This window comes from Hyphomicrobium sp. DY-1, assembly GCF_047497105.1.
Lineage (GTDB): Bacteria > Pseudomonadota > Alphaproteobacteria > Rhizobiales > Hyphomicrobiaceae > Hyphomicrobium_B.
In genome coordinates this window covers 4240408-4255783 of the sequence record NZ_CP134870.1, presented here as the reverse complement: position 1 = coordinate 4255783, position 15376 = coordinate 4240408, and the positions used below count along the sequence as shown (strand labels likewise).

19 protein-coding genes and 1 tRNA gene are annotated in these 15376 nt (G+C 60.0%); 13 read left to right on the top strand and 7 right to left on the bottom strand.

The window, feature by feature from the left end; all coding sequences use genetic code 11:
- Positions 1–47 precede the first annotated feature (47 nt).
- Positions 48–416 (top strand): DUF930 domain-containing protein, encoded by a 369-nt coding sequence (locus RLW41_RS20685; RefSeq protein WP_409559901.1) that lies wholly within the window; start codon positions 48–50, stop codon positions 414–416.
- A gap of 28 nt (positions 417–444) precedes the next feature.
- Here the strand turns inward: RLW41_RS20685 and RLW41_RS20680 are convergent, their stop codons facing one another.
- The 7 genes from RLW41_RS20680 to RLW41_RS20650 form a co-directional block, all read right to left on the bottom strand.
- Entirely contained in the window at positions 445–1242 is a 798-nt protein-coding gene (locus RLW41_RS20680) for an MBL fold metallo-hydrolase (RefSeq protein ID WP_409559900.1), read from the bottom strand.
- A complete protein-coding gene (locus RLW41_RS20675) occupies positions 1239–2057 on the bottom strand; it encodes a TatD family hydrolase (RefSeq protein ID WP_414462718.1) in 819 nt (272 codons plus the stop codon). The genes RLW41_RS20680 and RLW41_RS20675 overlap by 4 nt, the downstream gene beginning before the upstream one ends.
- A gap of 53 nt (positions 2058–2110) precedes the next feature.
- Positions 2111–3661: a methionine--tRNA ligase gene (metG, locus tag RLW41_RS20670; RefSeq protein ID WP_414462717.1), complete on the bottom strand. Its 1551-nt coding sequence runs from the start codon at positions 3659–3661 to the stop codon at positions 2111–2113.
- Positions 3662–3709: 48 nt separating this feature from the next.
- A complete protein-coding gene (locus RLW41_RS20665; RefSeq protein WP_414462716.1) occupies positions 3710–4831 on the bottom strand; it encodes a DNA polymerase III subunit delta' in 1122 nt (373 codons plus the stop codon).
- Positions 4831–5460 (bottom strand): dTMP kinase, encoded by a 630-nt coding sequence (gene tmk / locus RLW41_RS20660; RefSeq protein ID WP_013947654.1) that lies wholly within the window; start codon positions 5458–5460, stop codon positions 4831–4833. The genes RLW41_RS20665 and tmk overlap by 1 nt, the downstream gene beginning before the upstream one ends.
- Positions 5461–5490: 30 nt before the next feature.
- Positions 5491–6669 carry a D-alanyl-D-alanine carboxypeptidase family protein gene (locus RLW41_RS20655; RefSeq protein WP_414462715.1) on the bottom strand — a complete coding sequence of 393 codons (1179 nt, stop codon included), beginning with the start codon at positions 6667–6669 and terminating at the stop codon, positions 5491–5493.
- Positions 6670–6790: 121 nt separating this feature from the next.
- Positions 6791–8005 (bottom strand): septal ring lytic transglycosylase RlpA family protein, encoded by a 1215-nt coding sequence (locus RLW41_RS20650; protein WP_409559894.1) that lies wholly within the window; start codon positions 8003–8005, stop codon positions 6791–6793.
- A gap of 219 nt (positions 8006–8224) precedes the next feature.
- Between RLW41_RS20650 and RLW41_RS20645 the strand changes: the two genes are divergently transcribed.
- The 12 genes from RLW41_RS20645 (at position 8225) to RLW41_RS20590 (ending at position 15376) form a co-directional block, all read left to right on the top strand.
- Positions 8225–8314: transfer RNA gene (locus tag RLW41_RS20645), tRNA-Ser, on the top strand.
- Positions 8315–8499: 185 nt separating this feature from the next.
- Positions 8500–9696 carry a tyrosine-type recombinase/integrase gene (locus RLW41_RS20640; protein WP_414462714.1) on the top strand — a complete coding sequence of 399 codons (1197 nt, stop codon included), beginning with the start codon at positions 8500–8502 and terminating at the stop codon, positions 9694–9696.
- 3 nt (positions 9697–9699) lie between these two features.
- On the top strand, positions 9700–10362 hold the full coding sequence (locus RLW41_RS20635) for a hypothetical protein (protein ID WP_414462713.1): 663 nt from the start codon (positions 9700–9702) through the stop codon (positions 10360–10362).
- 82 nt (positions 10363–10444) lie between these two features.
- Positions 10445–10687: a helix-turn-helix transcriptional regulator gene (locus RLW41_RS20630; RefSeq protein WP_414462712.1), complete on the top strand. Its 243-nt coding sequence runs from the start codon at positions 10445–10447 to the stop codon at positions 10685–10687.
- A gap of 136 nt (positions 10688–10823) precedes the next feature.
- Positions 10824–12059: a hypothetical protein gene (locus RLW41_RS20625; RefSeq protein ID WP_414462711.1), complete on the top strand. Its 1236-nt coding sequence runs from the start codon at positions 10824–10826 to the stop codon at positions 12057–12059.
- Between the two features lie 182 nt (positions 12060–12241).
- On the top strand, positions 12242–12943 hold the full coding sequence (locus RLW41_RS20620) for a hypothetical protein (RefSeq protein WP_414462710.1): 702 nt from the start codon (positions 12242–12244) through the stop codon (positions 12941–12943).
- A 106-nt stretch (positions 12944–13049) separates the two neighbouring features.
- Positions 13050–13259 (top strand): hypothetical protein, encoded by a 210-nt coding sequence (locus RLW41_RS20615; protein ID WP_414462709.1) that lies wholly within the window; start codon positions 13050–13052, stop codon positions 13257–13259.
- A complete protein-coding gene (locus RLW41_RS20610; RefSeq protein ID WP_414462708.1) occupies positions 13256–13672 on the top strand; it encodes a hypothetical protein in 417 nt (138 codons plus the stop codon). Before RLW41_RS20615 ends, RLW41_RS20610 begins: the two co-directional genes overlap by 4 nt.
- Before the next feature lie 25 nt (positions 13673–13697).
- Entirely contained in the window at positions 13698–13940 is a 243-nt protein-coding gene (locus RLW41_RS20605; RefSeq protein ID WP_414462707.1) for a hypothetical protein, read from the top strand.
- A gap of 52 nt (positions 13941–13992) precedes the next feature.
- Positions 13993–14568: a hypothetical protein gene (locus RLW41_RS20600; RefSeq protein ID WP_414462706.1), complete on the top strand. Its 576-nt coding sequence runs from the start codon at positions 13993–13995 to the stop codon at positions 14566–14568.
- Between the two features lie 51 nt (positions 14569–14619).
- Positions 14620–15189 carry a hypothetical protein gene (locus tag RLW41_RS20595; protein WP_414462705.1) on the top strand — a complete coding sequence of 190 codons (570 nt, stop codon included), beginning with the start codon at positions 14620–14622 and terminating at the stop codon, positions 15187–15189.
- The gene (locus RLW41_RS20590) at positions 15182–15376 is read left to right on the top strand and encodes a hypothetical protein (protein WP_414462704.1); all 195 of its coding nucleotides are present in this window, start codon (positions 15182–15184) and stop codon (positions 15374–15376) included. Before RLW41_RS20595 ends, RLW41_RS20590 begins: the two co-directional genes overlap by 8 nt.

Below are 15376 nucleotides of genomic sequence, written 5' to 3'. Positions count from 1 at the left end.
AATTCAAAGGGGAAGTCAGGGGAATGCTCTCGAAGAGAAGTCTTGTATTGTTGCTTACGTTTGCGGGCAGCACGCAAACGGCGTTGGCGGATGCTTCGATGGACCGCGTGCTCAAGGAGCTTCAGCCGGAAGAACGTGCGCATCAGGTCTGCAATCTTCGCGGCATCGACGCCGTCCGCAAAGGAAGCCATTTGAAAGGCATCGACCGCGTCACGACGACCATTCAGAAGCCGGCGATATTCAAGGACAACGTCGTCACCGCAAAAGGCGGCGCAGTGCGCGCCAACAACCGCTGGTATTTTCTCGATTTCACCTGCACGGTCACGCCTGACCAGATGCGAGCGAAAACATTCACGTATAAGCTGGGTGGTCTGATCCCCGAAGCGAAATGGGACGATTACGGCCTTTGGCGATGACGTCAGGCGGCGTTCGCGCCGCCCTTCCTCAGGTAAACGAAATCATCATGCCGTCGTAAGCCGGCTCCACGCCCGCAGGCAATTCGCGCGCCAGCGTCGCGTAATCGAGTTCGCTGGTCATATGCGTCAGGATTGTGCGCTTCGGCTTCAGACGCTCAGCCCACATCAGTGCCTGCTTCACGCTGAAATGGCTTTCGTGCACGCCGTGACGCAACGCATCGACGATCCAGACGTCGAGGCCTTCAAGCAGCGGAATGGACTCCGCCGGAATGTCATTGATGTCCGGCGAATACGCGAGATTGGAAACCCGGTACCCGAGCGACAGGATCGAACCGTGATGCTGCTGGATCGGCCGTGCCGTGATCGTGCCGCCGCCGCCCGCAATTGCGACCGGTGTTACGCCGTCGATCTCATGACCGTTGAGCATCGGCATGTACGCCGATCCGGGCGGCGTCTCGAAGCAATACGAAAAGCGCGACTTCAAGCTGTCGCCCGTCGCCTTGTTGAAATAGACCTCGACGCGCCGCTTCATCGAAAAGGCGACCATGCGCAGATCGTCGATGCCGTGCGTGTGGTCGGCGTGATCGTGCGTATAGAGCACGCCGTCGAGCGCGGTGAGACGCGTCGACAAAATCTGCTCGCGAAAATCCGGGGAGGTGTCGATGAGAACCGACGTCCGCCCGCCCGACCCGGTGCGTTCGATCAGCGCCGAGCAGCGCAGACGCCGGTTCTTCGGATTCTCAGGATCGCATGCCCCCCAGTTCATGCCAATGCGCGGCACGCCACCGGAAGAGCCGCAACCCAATATCGTGCATCTGTAGTTCATGCTGCGGCAGACCCGCCTTCCGTGGACGAAAGAGATTTCGGCGGCTTTGCCTTGCTGTAGAGCCGGAAGAAATTCGCCGTCGTAGCGGCAGCAATCTCGTCAGGCGTGACGCCTTTCACATCGGCCAGCGCCGCCGCTGTGCGCACGACATAAGCCGGCTCGTTGCGCTTTCCCCGGAACGGAATGGGCGCGAGGAACGGCGCGTCCGTTTCGACAAGCAATCGGTCGAGCGGCACGTCGCGCACGATCTCGCGCAAGCCCTCCGAGTTTTTGAAGGTAATCACGCCCGTGAAAGATACGTAAAGCCCAAGCTCCAGCGCGCGCATCGCGAGCTTGCGCCCGCCGGTGTAGCAATGGAGGACGGCCGGAAATGCACCCTTTGCCGTCTCGTCTTCGAGAATGGCGAGCGTATCCTCGTCGGCATCGCGCGTGTGAATTTCGAGCGGCAAACCCGTCTCGCGCGCCGCCGCGATATGCCGGCGAAAACCTTCCGCCTGCGCGGCCGGTGTCGAGGTATCGTAATGATAGTCAAGACCGGCTTCCCCGATCGCAACGACCTTCGGGTGCTTTGAAAGCGCGATGATACGTTCGAGCGGAATGTCGAGCTCTTCGTGCGCATTGTTGGGATGCGTGCCGACCGAGCAGTACACATCCTCGAAGCGCTCGGTAATCGCCTTCAGCTTGTCGAACTCGCGGATCCGCGTCGAGATCGTGACGAGCGTGCCGACGCCTGCCGCGCGCGCCCGCGCGACGACATCATCAAGCTCCGGCGCGAAGTCGGGAAAATCGAGATGGCAATGATGATCGACAAGCATCAGGTCGTTTTACCCTCTACAGGCCGCGCCGCGCCGTGCGGCGCGTTGTCCGCTCACGCCTTGCTTTCCTCCGGCGCGACGTAGCGGGGGAAAACGCCTTGTGGTTCAGGGGTTTTCGTCCCCGGCTTCAGGCGTCCTGTGGCCCCGAGACTTGCGAACATGCGATCCTCCGGCGCAACTGCCAGCAGATCGAGCAGTTTCGCCGCACTTTCGGGCATTACCGGCTGAATGAGGATTGCAAACTGGCGCACGCATTCGGCCGTGACGTACAGGATCGTCGCCATCCGCGCGGGATCTGTTTTCTTCTTTGCCCACGGTTCTTCGGCGGCGAAGTAACGGTTGGCATCCGCGATGACCGCCCAGAGCGCATCGAGATATTTGGTGATGCCCTGCCGTTGCATCTCAGCGCGTACGGTGACGTAGAGCCCGTCTGTCGCAGCGAGGATCGCTTCATCGGCTTCGCTGAGTGCGCCCGGCTGCGGAATAGCTCCATCGCAATTCTTGAAGATCATCGACAGCGACCGCTGCGCCAGGTTGCCGAGGTTGTTCGCGAGATCGGCGTTGATCCGATTGACGATGACCTCGGATGAGTAGCTGCCATCCTGACCGAACATCACTTCGCGCAGGAAGAAATAGCGCACGGCATCGCGGCCGAACGTTTCAACCAACTCGAACGGATCGACGACGTTGCCGACAGATTTCGACATCTTCTCGCCGCGGTTGAACAAAAAACCGTGCGCGAAAACCCGCCTGGGCAGCTCGATGCCCGCCGACATCAAAAACGCCGGCCAATAAACGGCATGGAAGCGAACGATGTCCTTACCGATCATGTGGACGTCGGCAGGCCAGTACTTCCACCTCTCGGCGCCGTTATCGGGATAGCCCGCGGCGGTAATGTAGTTCGTCAAAGCGTCGACCCACACGTACATCACGTGCTTCTCGTCGCCCGGCACCGGTACGCCCCAGTTGAACGTCGAGCGCGAAACGGACAGATCCTTGAGGCCGGATCTCACAAAGCTCGCAACTTCGTTCAGTCGCTCTGGCGGGCCGACGAATTCCGGATTGCTCTCGTAGAGTGCGAGCAGTTTGTCCTGATAGGCCGAGAGACGGAAGAAGTAGCTTTCCTCCTCGTTCCATTCGACGGGCGAGCCGAGCGGTTCGCGACGTACGCCGTCTTCGCCGACCGTCGTTTCCTTCTCGTCGAAATAGGCTTCCTGGCGAACCGAATACCAACCGCCGTATCGACCGAGGTAGATGTCACCGTTGGCTGCCATCTTTTCCCAGATCGCCTGGCAGGCTTTGTAGTGACGCGGCTCCGTCGTGCGAATGAAGTCATCGTTCGAAGCGCCGAGAGCTTCGTACATCGAGCGGAAGATCGCCGAGTTGCGATCGGCCAGCGCGAGAGGCGTAATACCTTCCTTCTCGGCGGTCTGCTGCATTTTGAGACCGTGCTCGTCGGTGCCGGACAGGAAGAACACGTCGCGGCCATCGAGACGCGCGAACCTGGCGAGCGTGTCGCTCGCAATCACGGTATAGGCGTGACCGATATGGGGTTTGCCGTTCGGATAGAAGATCGGCGTCGTGATGTAATATTTTTCCGCCACTTTAGGTTCTTTCTGCAGTGCCAGATGCGGCGCGCATGCGCACCCTGCTCAGCCGCGGCTCGCTGCCTCGAGGCGCGCGAAACTTCCGAGGATGAGCGATTTGCGGTCAAGGTTGAGCGTAACGGTGTCAGCCTTGTCGCGGGCCAGTGTTTCCCATAGCTCGGCAAAAGTCGCAAGGCGCTGAGGCCCTATCAGCCGGGCCGCCAGCTCCACGTCGCGCTGTGCCCCCTCGCCCGTCGCCGCCGCTGAGATCAGGCGTCCCAGGCTCGCCTGGAAAAGGTCCATGAAGAGCTGGAATTTCCGGTCCTGGGCTATGGGTTGTAGCTCATCCGCAAGGCCGTGAACGACCCTGAGATCGAGCTTCGGTAGGCTCCCGAGAACCTGATCGATACGCGCCTGCAGGCCGAGCCCTCCGCCTCCGAGCAGGATCAGCGCCCGCCCGACGCTGCCACCGGCCAGCGGCAAGAGCTTGTCCCAATCATGCTCTTCCGGGAGTGCCATCTCTGCCGCCGTCAGCGCCTGCGCAGCAGCACGCTTCAGGTCGCTGTCCGACAACGGCGGCATGGCAATGACGCGGCACCGCGACCGGATCGTTGCGAGCAACCGTCCCGGCGCCGATGTGATGAGGAGGAAGACCGTTCGCCCTGGCGGCTCTTCGAGCGACTTCAAAAGCGCGTTGGCCGCGTTCTGATTGAGCTCGTCGGCACTGTCGACGATGACGACCCGCCGGCCTTGGTCGCCCGAGCTGAGCGACAGGAAGCCTTTGAGCTTGCGCACCTCGTCGATCGGTATGGTCTGCGGGAAACGCTTCGTCTTCTGATCGTACGGCCGCCGGATGACAAACTGTGCCGGATGCGAAAGCGCGCGCACCTGCCGATCCGTCCGCGAGTCCGGTTCGATCGTGAGACCCTGCCCGAACATATCGCGCTCGTCGGGTTCGGCGAGCGCCGCACGCGCCACGAGATAAGCCAGCGTCGCCTTGCCGATGCCGGCTGGCCCTGCGAGCAACCACGCATGATGCATGCGCCCGCCGGCGAGTGCTTCTGCGAACACCTCTTGTGCTGCGTCCTGGCCATAGAGAGCACGCGTCTCCCGCGGGTGCGGAAAATCATCGAGCCGATCCGCTTCCGGCAACGCCTCGATGTCGGCCCCCAATGGCGCACGCGCCATCAATCGGCCTCAGCGAGCAGATGCGCGGTGACCGCCTGCCACACCGCCGTCTCGACGCTCGCCACCGGCAGATGGCCGTCGATCAGCACGCAGCGCTGCGGTTCCTGCTCGGCGATTTCGAGGAAGCCCTCTCGCAACGTCTCATGCGTTTCGATGCGCTCGGCATCGTAACGCGAAAGCGTGCCGCGCAGCTCCGCCCGCTCGATCCCCGCGCTCGCAGGCAGGTCAAGGATCAACGTCAAGTCCGGGTAGTCCGGCGCCACGATGAACTTTTCCAGTTGTTCGATAAAGGCGCGCTCCAGACCATAGAGCTTGCCTTGGTAGACGCGCGTTGAATCGATGAAGCGATCCGAGATCACCCACGTGCCGTCATAGAGCGCTGGGCGGATCACCGACGTCATATGCTCGGCTCGTGCCGCGGCGAAAAGCAGAAGCTCTGTCACCGGATCGGTTGGACGATCCTTCATGATAAGGGCGCGCACGTCTTCGCCGACCGGCGTGCCACCCGGTTCGCGTGTTACGATGACGGGAATACCGGCGCGTTCCAGCCGTTCGGCCAGGCGCTTCGACTGGGTCGATTTTCCGGTGGCCTCGCCGCCTTCGAAGGTGATGAATTTTCCGCGCTTCATGGCTCGCCTCTGCTTTTCGGCGGGCGTAATCTAGAGTGCCAGCCGGCGCAAGGCCATTAGCACAAGGGAGTCGACGCCCTGGCGGACGATCCCGCCGTTCGAAACGTCCTCCGTAGCATAGAGCGGCACTTCGGCCGATGCGCTGCTTGAACTCGAAATACGCAGCGTCGCGACCTGATCGCCTTTCTTCACCGGCGGCTTCAAGGGCGCCTTATAGACGATTTCCGCCGAGATCCGCTGATTTGCCGGATATTTAGGCATCGTAAACATCACGTCGCCCTTGGCGGCGAGCGGCACATACCAAGTCTTCCCGCCCCAGACGCGCGCTTGCCCGACGATTTCGCCCGCGTTGAAAAGTTTGACCGCGCTGAACGACTGAAAGCCCCACGTCAGAAGCTTCGCAGCCTCGTCCTTTCGCTGATCCGCTTTCTCTAGGCCGCTGACGACGACGATAAGCCGCTTGCCGTCCTGAACGGCCGAACCGACCAGGCCATAGCCCGCAGCCGCTATATGCCCGGTCTTCATGCCATCGGCACCGATGTTCAAGAACAGCAGCGGATTGCGATTGATGAAGCGATGCTGGCGGTAGCGAAATTCCTTCTGGCTGAAAACCGGGTAGAAGTCCGGATATTCACGGATGACGTACCGCGCCAGAATGGCAAGCTCCCGCGCCGTCATCAGCTGGTGGGGATCAGGCAGCCCCGTCGAATTGCCGAACGTTGATTTTTTGAGGCCGATCCGCCGCGCCTCCTCGTTCATCATCCGCGCGAACGCGCCTTCGGTTCCCGCCATGTTCTCGGCGATGCACATGGCGGCATCGTTGCCCGACTGAACCGCGACCCCCTGAATAAGCTCATCTACCGTCACCGTTGTATTGACCGGTACCATCATCGCCGACGTACCCGACGGCGCGCCGCCGTTGCGCCAGGCGTTGACGCTCATCTTGTATTCGTCGGTCTTTTTAACGCGGCCTTCCTTGATGGCGCGGAAAAGCACCTCCAGCGTCATCAGCTTGCTCATGCTCGCTGGCGGGAAAAGCTCGTCGGCGTTGTGCTGATAGAGGATGGCGCCCGTTTCCGCGTCCATCAGCATGGCATGCGGTGCCTTGGTCGCAAACCCCGTCTCAGCGGCTTCCGCATTTTGCAACACGACCGCAAGCAGCCCTGCGATCGCAACAATGACGAGCCAAATGCTCCGCGTCTTCCACATCGCTCGAATCGTTTCCGTGTGATGCCGCCTGGCTAGACGACCCGACTGATGGAAACCGAAGTATCCGACTGCATTGAGACATGGTCAACGCCGGGTTAACGCAAATTGTGCAACGAGCCGCTTAATCCATCACGATCGCGGTATTCGCGACACCATATGTCGCAATGCGGCTCTGGGCGCGCGACGCCTCGCCCTGCGAGAAAGGCCCAACGCGGACGCGATAGACTTGCATCCCGTTGCTGGCTTGTAGAGGCGCTACTTCCACCGGACCCAAAGCGCCAAGTTCACGCCTAAGTCTCTCGGCATTGGAGCGATCTCGGAAAATGCCGACTTGCACATACGCGCGTTCGGAATAGCCGCTACTCGCAGGCTCGTCGTACGCCGATACGGGCAGATAGGCGTCGCCGTTTTCGGCCGAAGTCTGCGCCGGCGCAAACGGCTGCGGGGCGTCGAATGGCTCGGGCTCAGGTTCCGGCTGACGCTGGGGCGCGGCCGTCAAAGACATGCGCTGCGTAAAATCAGGCTCGCCGATACTCGCCGTCTGCACCAACTGGCGCCGCGATCTCTGGGCCGGTGCAGGTGCTGGCGGCACGGGCTTGCCCGCGAGCGCCGCGCGATAGCTGTTTGGGTCCCACCGATCGGATGCATCTGCAGGCAAGTCGGAGGCATTCGTCTCGGCCGCCGCATATTCGCGCGCGGGCGAAGGCTGGCCCTGATACGGCTGGTTGTTCTGCTGCGCCAGGAATTGCCGTTCTCGGCTGTCGTCGCCATTGAGCGGCGCCAATCCGGCATACCGCACGCGGACGCGTGCACGCCCCTTGCCGACAAAACCAAGTTGCTTGGCTGCCGCATACGACATGTCGATCAGGCGATCGTTGACATACGGTCCGCGGTCGTTGACGCGCACCAGCACCGTCCGGCCGTTGTCGATATTAGTCACATAAGCATAGCACGGCAGCGGCAGCGTCGGATGGGCCGCAGTCAGCGCGTTGGCGTCGAACACCTCACCGTTCGCGGTCCGGCGGCCGTGGAAATCAGCGCCATACCAAGAGGCTACGCCGTATTCATCGTAATTCGGATTATCGCGGGGAACGTACCATTTGCCCGCCACCTTGTAGGGCGAACCAAGTTTGAACTTGCCACCGCCCTTCGCAACACGACCCGACGCAACCCGCGGACTGCTGCTGACGCCGTATTCGTCTTCCGTGAAGGTGGAGCGATTGACGCCGGTTAGGGATTGCGGCGACGGGCTGCTCGAACAGGCGCTCAAAAGCGCCGCGGCACTGACTGCCAGCATCAGCCGGCAGGCAAGCCTCCCGTAAAGGCCCCTGTCCATGTACGCAAACCCAACTCGATACGCTACGCCCGCCCAAGCGCACCCTTTCCGCAACTACACACGGCGAGAATGGCCGAAGCTTGCTGGAATGATGACAAACGCTGCTTAGGATCAGGTTAAGCGCGGGGCTTGAGGCCGGCGCCGGAACCCGCTAGGAGGGGCGATCCGGACAATGCGCATCGAGGCCGCCTCTCAGGAGGCCTCCCCGCAGTGGGTCCTGGAGGGGTGGCCGAGTGGTTTAAGGCACCGGTCTTGAAAACCGGCGTGGGCGCAAGTCCACCGTGGGTTCGAATCCCACCCCCTCCGCCAGAACCCTTATTCCGCACTCTTCCATACTCTTCCACTACGCTCCGAATTTCCTGGAAACAGCCAGCAAACATTGGGCTTTAGACTTTCCATACTCTTGCGCGTTCTTCCGCACTCCTCCATTCCAATCCGCAACAAACTGTGGGATAAAACGTGGGACATGTGATTTGCGTCGTCGGGGGAAGCGCATGGCCGTCCAGGATGACATTTCAACTGTTTCACGCCGCAAACGCGGGCTGACGGCACTCTTCGTCGAAAAGGTGAAGACGCCCGGCCGCTACGGCGACGGCAATGGTCTCATGCTCGTGGTCGATTCGTCCGGGGCATCGCGCTGGGTGCTGAGAATTCAGGTCCATGGCCGGCGCAGGGATGTAGGGCTTGGGGGAACATCGGTGGTCTCGCTCGCGGAAGCCCGAGACCTTGCGCACGAGATCCGGAGAAAGGCAAAAGCTGGCGCCGACCCCGTCGCCGTGCGGCGTGCTGAGCGTGAAGGCGTTCCGACGTTCTCGGATTGCGCGAAGGTCGTTCACGCCGCCCTGCTCAAGACGTGGAAAAATGGCAAGCACGGGGATCAGTGGCTCACCACACTTGAGACTTACGCTTTTCCCATCGTCGGCAAGCGTCCAATCAACAGGGTCGAGACCGCCGACGTGCTGCGGATCCTCTCTCCAATCTGGACGGACAAACCCGAGACCGCGCGCCGTGTCCTACAGCGCATGCGAACCGTGATCGATCACGCCACGGCGGCCGGCCATCGCAGCGGGGAAAATCCATGTCGCCTCGTGAAGATGGGCCTCCCGAAACAGAACGACGAGCCTGAGCATCACGCAGCTCTCCCCTACGCCGCTCTGCCTGCATTCATGATCAAACTTCGCGGCGCTGGGGATTATGACCCGATGATCCGCCTCGCGTTGGAGTTCCTGATTCTCACCGCCGCGCGATCGGGTGAAGTGCGCGGTGCTCCGCCGGCAGAGTTCGATCTCAAGGCAAAACTCTGGACGGTTCCTCCCGAGCGCATGAAAGGCGGTAAGGAACATATCGTTCCATTGTCGCCGCGTGCGATCGAGATCATCGGGGAGGCGCAGAAGCTCGCACCGAATGCCGAGTTTGTCTTCGCATCGAAGCGGACGGGAGGGAAACCGCTTAGTGACATGGCGCTGACGATGTTGCTGCGGCGGCTCAAAGTCGATGCGACGGCGCACGGTTTCCGCAGCACTTTCCGTGATTGGGTGAGCGAAGAGACTGACTTCCCGAGTGAAGTTGCCGAGATGGCGTTGGCGCATGAAATCGATTCAAAGGTCGAGAAAGCATACAGACGCGGCAAGCTGTTGGAGAAGCGTCGCGCGCTGATGATCGCTTGGGCCACTTTTGCTGGCGGGAGATGATCGATGCCAAGAAAGGTTAGATGCAAACGACTGATCAAAACTCTTGACCATGCTTGCGCCAATTTAGAACAAATAGAGCGGAGCATCGCGCACGCTAAGCAAATGCATTCTTTTCTGATAGGTGCCATCGAATCTGAAATATCCGGCACTCTCGATGATCAACAGCGAAAGCACTTGTTAGAGCTTCTGACTTTCTGGTCGTTGGGCCCTTTGATCGCGAAGCAAGCAAAAATTCGTGTCGCGGCATGGAGAGATTTACTCATCCTCGCGCTGAGACGAATTCTCGCCGAACGTGGCGTATCGACGAGTCTGTCAGAGGACGCCCCGACGGAGTTTCATCAACCGTTCGCCCGTGTGCTCAAAGCTGCATGGCTGTCTCTTCCGAAGGAAGCGAAAGCGAGAGGAAGTGGACCGAGCGCATTGGTCGCGAGAGCCCGCACGCACAGCAAACGTAAGGGCGTCCCTCGTGATTTGGTTCTCAACTACGTCGCCGCGCACGGGAGGGAAATAATCGCAATCCAAGATGCGGCCCCGATGCGATCGTCCGAGGCGGTGCGCCACTTGAGAAATCAATTGGCTTCCGGGGAAGTTCAGCGCGGCAACCCAACTGCGGAAGATTTGGCAAAATACGGTGGCATCGGCCTACCAGGTACCAAAAACAGCTGAACTCTACCCTCCCCGAAGCAATAAGTATCGGCGACCATCCTCGCACACTGATTTGCATCGATATGCAAAAGCGAGGAAGACGATGGAACAATCACAAATCTCCCCTGATCGAATCCTGAGGATCAGGGGGGTGCTTGAAAAAGTCCCGTTCGGCCAATCGAAGATTTATGAGATGGTCGCCGCTGGCGAGTTCCCGGCGCCTGTCCGTATTGGCTCACGGTCGGTTGCGTGGCGCGAGAGTGAGATAGACGCCTGGATCGCAAGCCGCCCCGTCATCACCCGCAAACCGTATCGGCGTTCTCGCGATACCGGGGCCGCGGCATGATCTCAGCAAAAGTAAACCGCCCACAGTTGGCGCTGGGGCGGCTGAATTCATGTGCTGCGTTCCGAACCACCGGCCGCGCGATTTTGATACTCGTATTCGCTTAAAAAATCAACGGCCCCTCACTCATGGGGCAACAATGGATCTACTGGAAAAGCCGAGCGTCCTCGATGATTTCAGTGACTTCGGCGACGAATTTGCGGAACTGATGGCGATGGAGATCGCTGATGCTGCGCTCGTCTGCGGCAAGGCTGCCGGCGAAATCACACTCATCGATGCGATTGAAACGGCTTGGCGTCGATCTAATGGTGAAAACGCACAGCCTGAATACAGCCCGAACGAAATCGGACAACTTCCGGGGTATTCTAGGGCAAGCGCGATACGGTCCGCCGAAGCTTACGCGATGTCTTCAGTTGGCCGTCAACCGATGGCGGATCGAATAAACAGCCGCCTGATCGGTCCGCTTCTTCATCACATCGCACTCTGGTCCGACAATCCATACGGTCGGTGCACCATCGGTTCTCAGCGCCACGCCGACTACATAGGTTGCTCCGATCGACAATGCCGCTCCCTGATCATCCAGGTGGTCAATGATGGCATCGTCAAAATCAAACCGCGGCCAGGACTGCCTCCTGCGTTGTGGCTTCGATATCCGCACGTCATCATCGCAGCCAGCCCGATGCAGATCTCCGAGGCGATTGCGCCGCCGCGGCGCTCACCTGGCCGGCCTTCGTCTGTAGAAAAACCCCGGAAGTCATCCGTTCCGGAGGATAGCCCGACATCAGACCGAAAACCCCGGAACTCATATGTTCCGGGGGATAATACCGATGATCAGAAAACCCCGGAAGTCAAAGACGAAAACCCCGGAAGTCTAATCGATAAACCCCGGAACCACAGCGCTTCCGACTGCAAGAACTCACTGCAAGATCTCAATAAGCAAGATGATAGTGAAGAAAGAGAAGAGGCGAACCTTGGTTCGCCCTCGCTCGACGAGGACTCATGTTCTTTGCATTCGGTAGAATCAGAGGTCCAGACCGAGACTGTCGAACTTATTTCTCTCGAAACATCCGCAACGAAGCGCCAGCGCGCCGCAGCTCGGCCACATGAACTTCCCGGCGATTGGGATCCGGGCGCAGACGGCTTCGCCTATGCGATCGAGAGAGGTCTCTCGGAAGATAATATCCGACACGAGTGGGAGAACTTTCGAGACCACCACATTGGCAAGCGCACGAAGTGGGCGCGCTGGGATTTGGCTTGGCAGAAATGGGTCCGCAACGCGATCGAGTTCCGGAATAACCGAAAGGGTCGCGGACGCGCATCATCTGAAGAAATCGCAGCTCAAGCATTTGGAGGCTCGTCATGGGAGCGCTCGTAACGGTTAGCAACCTCGTCCCCGTCGGTGCTGGGTCGCCTCTATCGTCTGCTGTGCGGACGCTCATTGTAGATCTTGACATCGCATTTCAGGCAGGCACTCAACGCTCGGATGCCGATCGGCGCCGCGCCTATCAGCTCCGGGCACGCGCTATATCGCATGTCCACCAGAGCGTCGCGGCATACATGCTGGCGGACATGCACTTGCATAATCCCCGAAACCCATTTCCTCCGACTGATCAGGATCTTTTCGAAGCGGCGAATACCGTCAACGATCGCTGGCAATATTGGGTCAAAGATTTCTACTTCAGCGGACAATGGGCGAAAGCGCCAAACAACGTGGAGAAGCCGGACATCGCTCGCCATAGACGTGCGGCGATTGCTGGTGGCAAGCCTGGAGAACCTGGTTGCATCGTTCCTTTCGATCTCTGCCTCCATTACTTGAGCGAAGAGATTGATAGGCAGCTTCCAGACATCGCCGACTCAGAAAGGCGTGCGAGGCAAGGCTACGGCGTGCCTTCGCTACTCGCGATCAAAGATGAAGTTCTCGAGCGCATGCCCGAGGCGGCTTTCTCCGATGGTGCGCTCACGAAGATCCGCAGCATTCGAGCAGCACGAGCGGAAGCGGCACGCAAGGCAGAAGAGCATGAAGCCTACCTCAAAAGCCTACCTGATGAGGTCCGTTCCGTGCGGTGGACCGTTCTAGACTCGGACCAATGGAAAGACGCCCCCGAGTCTGCGGTGATGGCCGAGACCAATCGTCGGATCGAGAGGATCAAAGAAGGTAGAGCTGAGGCCGAGGCTAATGGCGGCGAGTTTGCCGGCTGCTGTTTTGACGACGGCACCGAGTGGCGTGAGTCCTGGCGCCGCAGCATTTGGAGAGCCTGAGATGTAGGGGGTGGTCGCATCCTAAAAAAGGCAAAAACGCCGGAACCGCGCGCCCACAAATTCGCAGATTTTGCGCGCGCATTAGAAAAAATCAGGAGGCCATCTGATGGGACGTAAAAAAAAGTTCGATCCGGTGAAGATTTTGCAGGAAATCGCGGCGAATCCGACCTCTGGCGATACCGCCAGAGTGGCAGCGGCAAAGGTGCTTTTAGCGCACCAAAAAGCCGTCGATCCCAAGCCCGGCGAGAAAGACGCGCCGCCGTCGGACGCCATCACGCGGCGCGCACTGCGGCTTTTAAGCGGAGGAAAATCATGAGCAACGATGAAATCCCGACGGATGGCTCGTATCGCGGAGTTGGCTTGCACATCGGCCAAAACGAAGAACGACTTCGTGTCGTTCGCGCCGATATCGACGCTGCGCATGCGCTTCATGATCTGCGGGACATTTACGATTTTGCCCGAGACACGGGCAATGCACCCGAGGCGCGCTTGTTGGCCCGTGCCAAAGCCGAGGCGACCCTGGACGATGCCGTCGAGCGGCGTGCACCTCGCGACCGAAACTCAACGATCAGCAGGGAGATACTCCGAGCCGTGACTGCGGGCTTGAAATCGCTGACCTGGCAATCGCGGTGGCGTTACTGCTCGGTGCTAGATCCCCGACCCAAGCCCGGCGAGCCGGATCGCAGCGTAAAGCGCGAAGTGCCGTTGCCCGATAGGTACGCGAATTGACCGAAACGAAACCGGGGTAACTGAAATGCCGAACGACGATAAGACCGCCGCCCGGCGCGCGCAGAGCCGCGAACGAAGCCGCCGCTATCGCCGGCGTCGAAAGTTGGGCCAGATTAGGATCTCGGTTGACCTGCCGGCAGCCGAACTGGACGACGCCCTGATCGACGGTGGCTTTCTCGCCCTCGAACGGGCGGACGACAACGATGCTGTTCGCGCAGCGGCTGAAATGTTCGCGCGCGAGACATTGGCGTCACGCGTGACGCGCTGAAGGCGAACGATGTGGCAAGGTGCTCGTAGTTCGCACAATCTACGAGACAGCTATGAACGACACTTCGACCGTTGACTTGGGCTCTGTGGTGACAGCCTTCGAGCGCGAACTTGGCCTAGGAGCGGCACGCAGCCGTTCTGTTGCCAGGTGTCTCTCAGAGGCGAAGATCGTTCCTGCCGGCGCCGCTCACGCACCCGCGCGATACGACTTTCGCGACGTTGGCAGCTTGCTTTTAGGGGTTTGTGCCGACGTCACGCTGCCGAACGTGGCCGAAACTGTCGTCACGCTGGACCGCCTCATGCCGAACGGGATCGTCGTCGATGACGAGATGCCCGAGCGGCTCAAATCCAAACTGTTTCGCGCGGGCCATGCGCTCGACGCTCTACTCGAAGCAGCTGTTGAGGACGACGATACGCTGCGCTCGATCGACTACATTGAGGTCGTAAGTTCCTGGCCCGAAATTTCCATTCATTGGAGTGTTGGCGAGCCCGAGCGGTATCGCGAGCCCGGCAAGGACGCGCGCCAATGGGGCGCGATGCACATGCGGAGCATCAAGATTCCAGGCAAGGCGCTCTTCCAATGCATACGCCGTCTGTTTGCCGATGAGGCATCTGCAGACGCGGCGTAATGAATTCGCGGCGTCAGTCGCGATGTTTGACAACAGCCATCGGGGAAACACATGGCAGCGAAGCCGATTGTAAAACCTGAAGTTCGCGTTCCTGGCCTTGCAGAGTCTGATCCGACTTACGCGGCACTTCTGGATAAACGAGAAGCGATTTCGGCCGAGGCGCGAGCCGTCGCGGACGAAAAGAAAGCGTTAGCCCGTGACTTGGAGAAGAACCCTCCGACCACCGGCAACGTCAGCCGGGCGGTAGCGGAAGCCTTAGGGGAAGTGGCCGCTCTCGACGACCGCCCGAAAAGGCTTCTTGAACTGCGTCAACGTGGAACCGTTCTCGATGAAGCAGCGGCCGTGTTGATTAAGCGGATTCAGGACCGGCGTTCCGCTGCGAGCCGAATTGTCTGCGATCAAATCAGGCCAGAATTTGCGGCTCGCGTTAAGCGGCTCGCTGATGCGTTGGAAGCTGCCCACAAGGCGCGCGTCGGACTTGAGGACCTCATCAACGATCTCGAGGCGCAGGACGTTCAGTGGAGCGTTCTCGGCTCCTTCCGAGCACCGTTCCTCGGCGACATCGAGAATGGCCCCGTGCAGCGATTTATCCGTGAAGCGAAGGAAGCCAAATATGTCTGAACTAAAACCCGGCCATGAAACGCGCATCGAAATCGAACGCGCAACGATCCATGGCAAGCGCGGCACAGTGCGGGCATTGACCCGCTTGCCCGGCAAATCTTCTTACCAGGCGACGGACGAAAGTGCCAACGACACCGCTCGCCGCATCCAACGCGAGAAAATCGAACGGCGCGCACGGCGGGGCTAA

Excerpts from the sequence above, each read along its gene's own strand:
- RLW41_RS20680 (WP_409559900.1), bottom strand. The coding sequence starts at position 1,242 with ATGAACTACAGATGCACGATATTGGGTTGCGGCTCTTCCGGTGGCGTG.
- RLW41_RS20675 (WP_414462718.1), bottom strand. The coding sequence starts at position 2,057 with ATGCTTGTCGATCATCATTGCCATCTCGATTTTCCCGACTTCGCGCCG.
- RLW41_RS20665 (WP_414462716.1), bottom strand. The coding sequence starts at position 4,831 with ATGGCGCGTGCGCCATTGGGGGCCGACATCGAGGCGTTGCCGGAAGCG.
- tmk (WP_013947654.1), bottom strand. The coding sequence starts at position 5,460 with ATGAAGCGCGGAAAATTCATCACCTTCGAAGGCGGCGAGGCCACCGGA.
- RLW41_RS20655 (WP_414462715.1), bottom strand. The coding sequence starts at position 6,669 with ATGTGGAAGACGCGGAGCATTTGGCTCGTCATTGTTGCGATCGCAGGG.
- RLW41_RS20650 (WP_409559894.1), bottom strand. The coding sequence starts at position 8,005 with ATGGACAGGGGCCTTTACGGGAGGCTTGCCTGCCGGCTGATGCTGGCA.
- RLW41_RS20640 (WP_414462714.1), top strand. The coding sequence starts at position 8,500 with ATGGCCGTCCAGGATGACATTTCAACTGTTTCACGCCGCAAACGCGGG.
- RLW41_RS20635 (WP_414462713.1), top strand. The coding sequence starts at position 9,700 with ATGCCAAGAAAGGTTAGATGCAAACGACTGATCAAAACTCTTGACCAT.
- RLW41_RS20630 (WP_414462712.1), top strand. The coding sequence starts at position 10,445 with ATGGAACAATCACAAATCTCCCCTGATCGAATCCTGAGGATCAGGGGG.
- RLW41_RS20625 (WP_414462711.1), top strand. The coding sequence starts at position 10,824 with ATGGATCTACTGGAAAAGCCGAGCGTCCTCGATGATTTCAGTGACTTC.
- RLW41_RS20620 (WP_414462710.1), top strand. The coding sequence starts at position 12,242 with ATGCTGGCGGACATGCACTTGCATAATCCCCGAAACCCATTTCCTCCG.
- RLW41_RS20615 (WP_414462709.1), top strand. The coding sequence starts at position 13,050 with ATGGGACGTAAAAAAAAGTTCGATCCGGTGAAGATTTTGCAGGAAATC.
- RLW41_RS20610 (WP_414462708.1), top strand. The coding sequence starts at position 13,256 with ATGAGCAACGATGAAATCCCGACGGATGGCTCGTATCGCGGAGTTGGC.
- RLW41_RS20605 (WP_414462707.1), top strand. The coding sequence starts at position 13,698 with ATGCCGAACGACGATAAGACCGCCGCCCGGCGCGCGCAGAGCCGCGAA.
- RLW41_RS20600 (WP_414462706.1), top strand. The coding sequence starts at position 13,993 with ATGAACGACACTTCGACCGTTGACTTGGGCTCTGTGGTGACAGCCTTC.
- RLW41_RS20595 (WP_414462705.1), top strand. The coding sequence starts at position 14,620 with ATGGCAGCGAAGCCGATTGTAAAACCTGAAGTTCGCGTTCCTGGCCTT.
- RLW41_RS20590 (WP_414462704.1), top strand. The coding sequence starts at position 15,182 with ATGTCTGAACTAAAACCCGGCCATGAAACGCGCATCGAAATCGAACGC.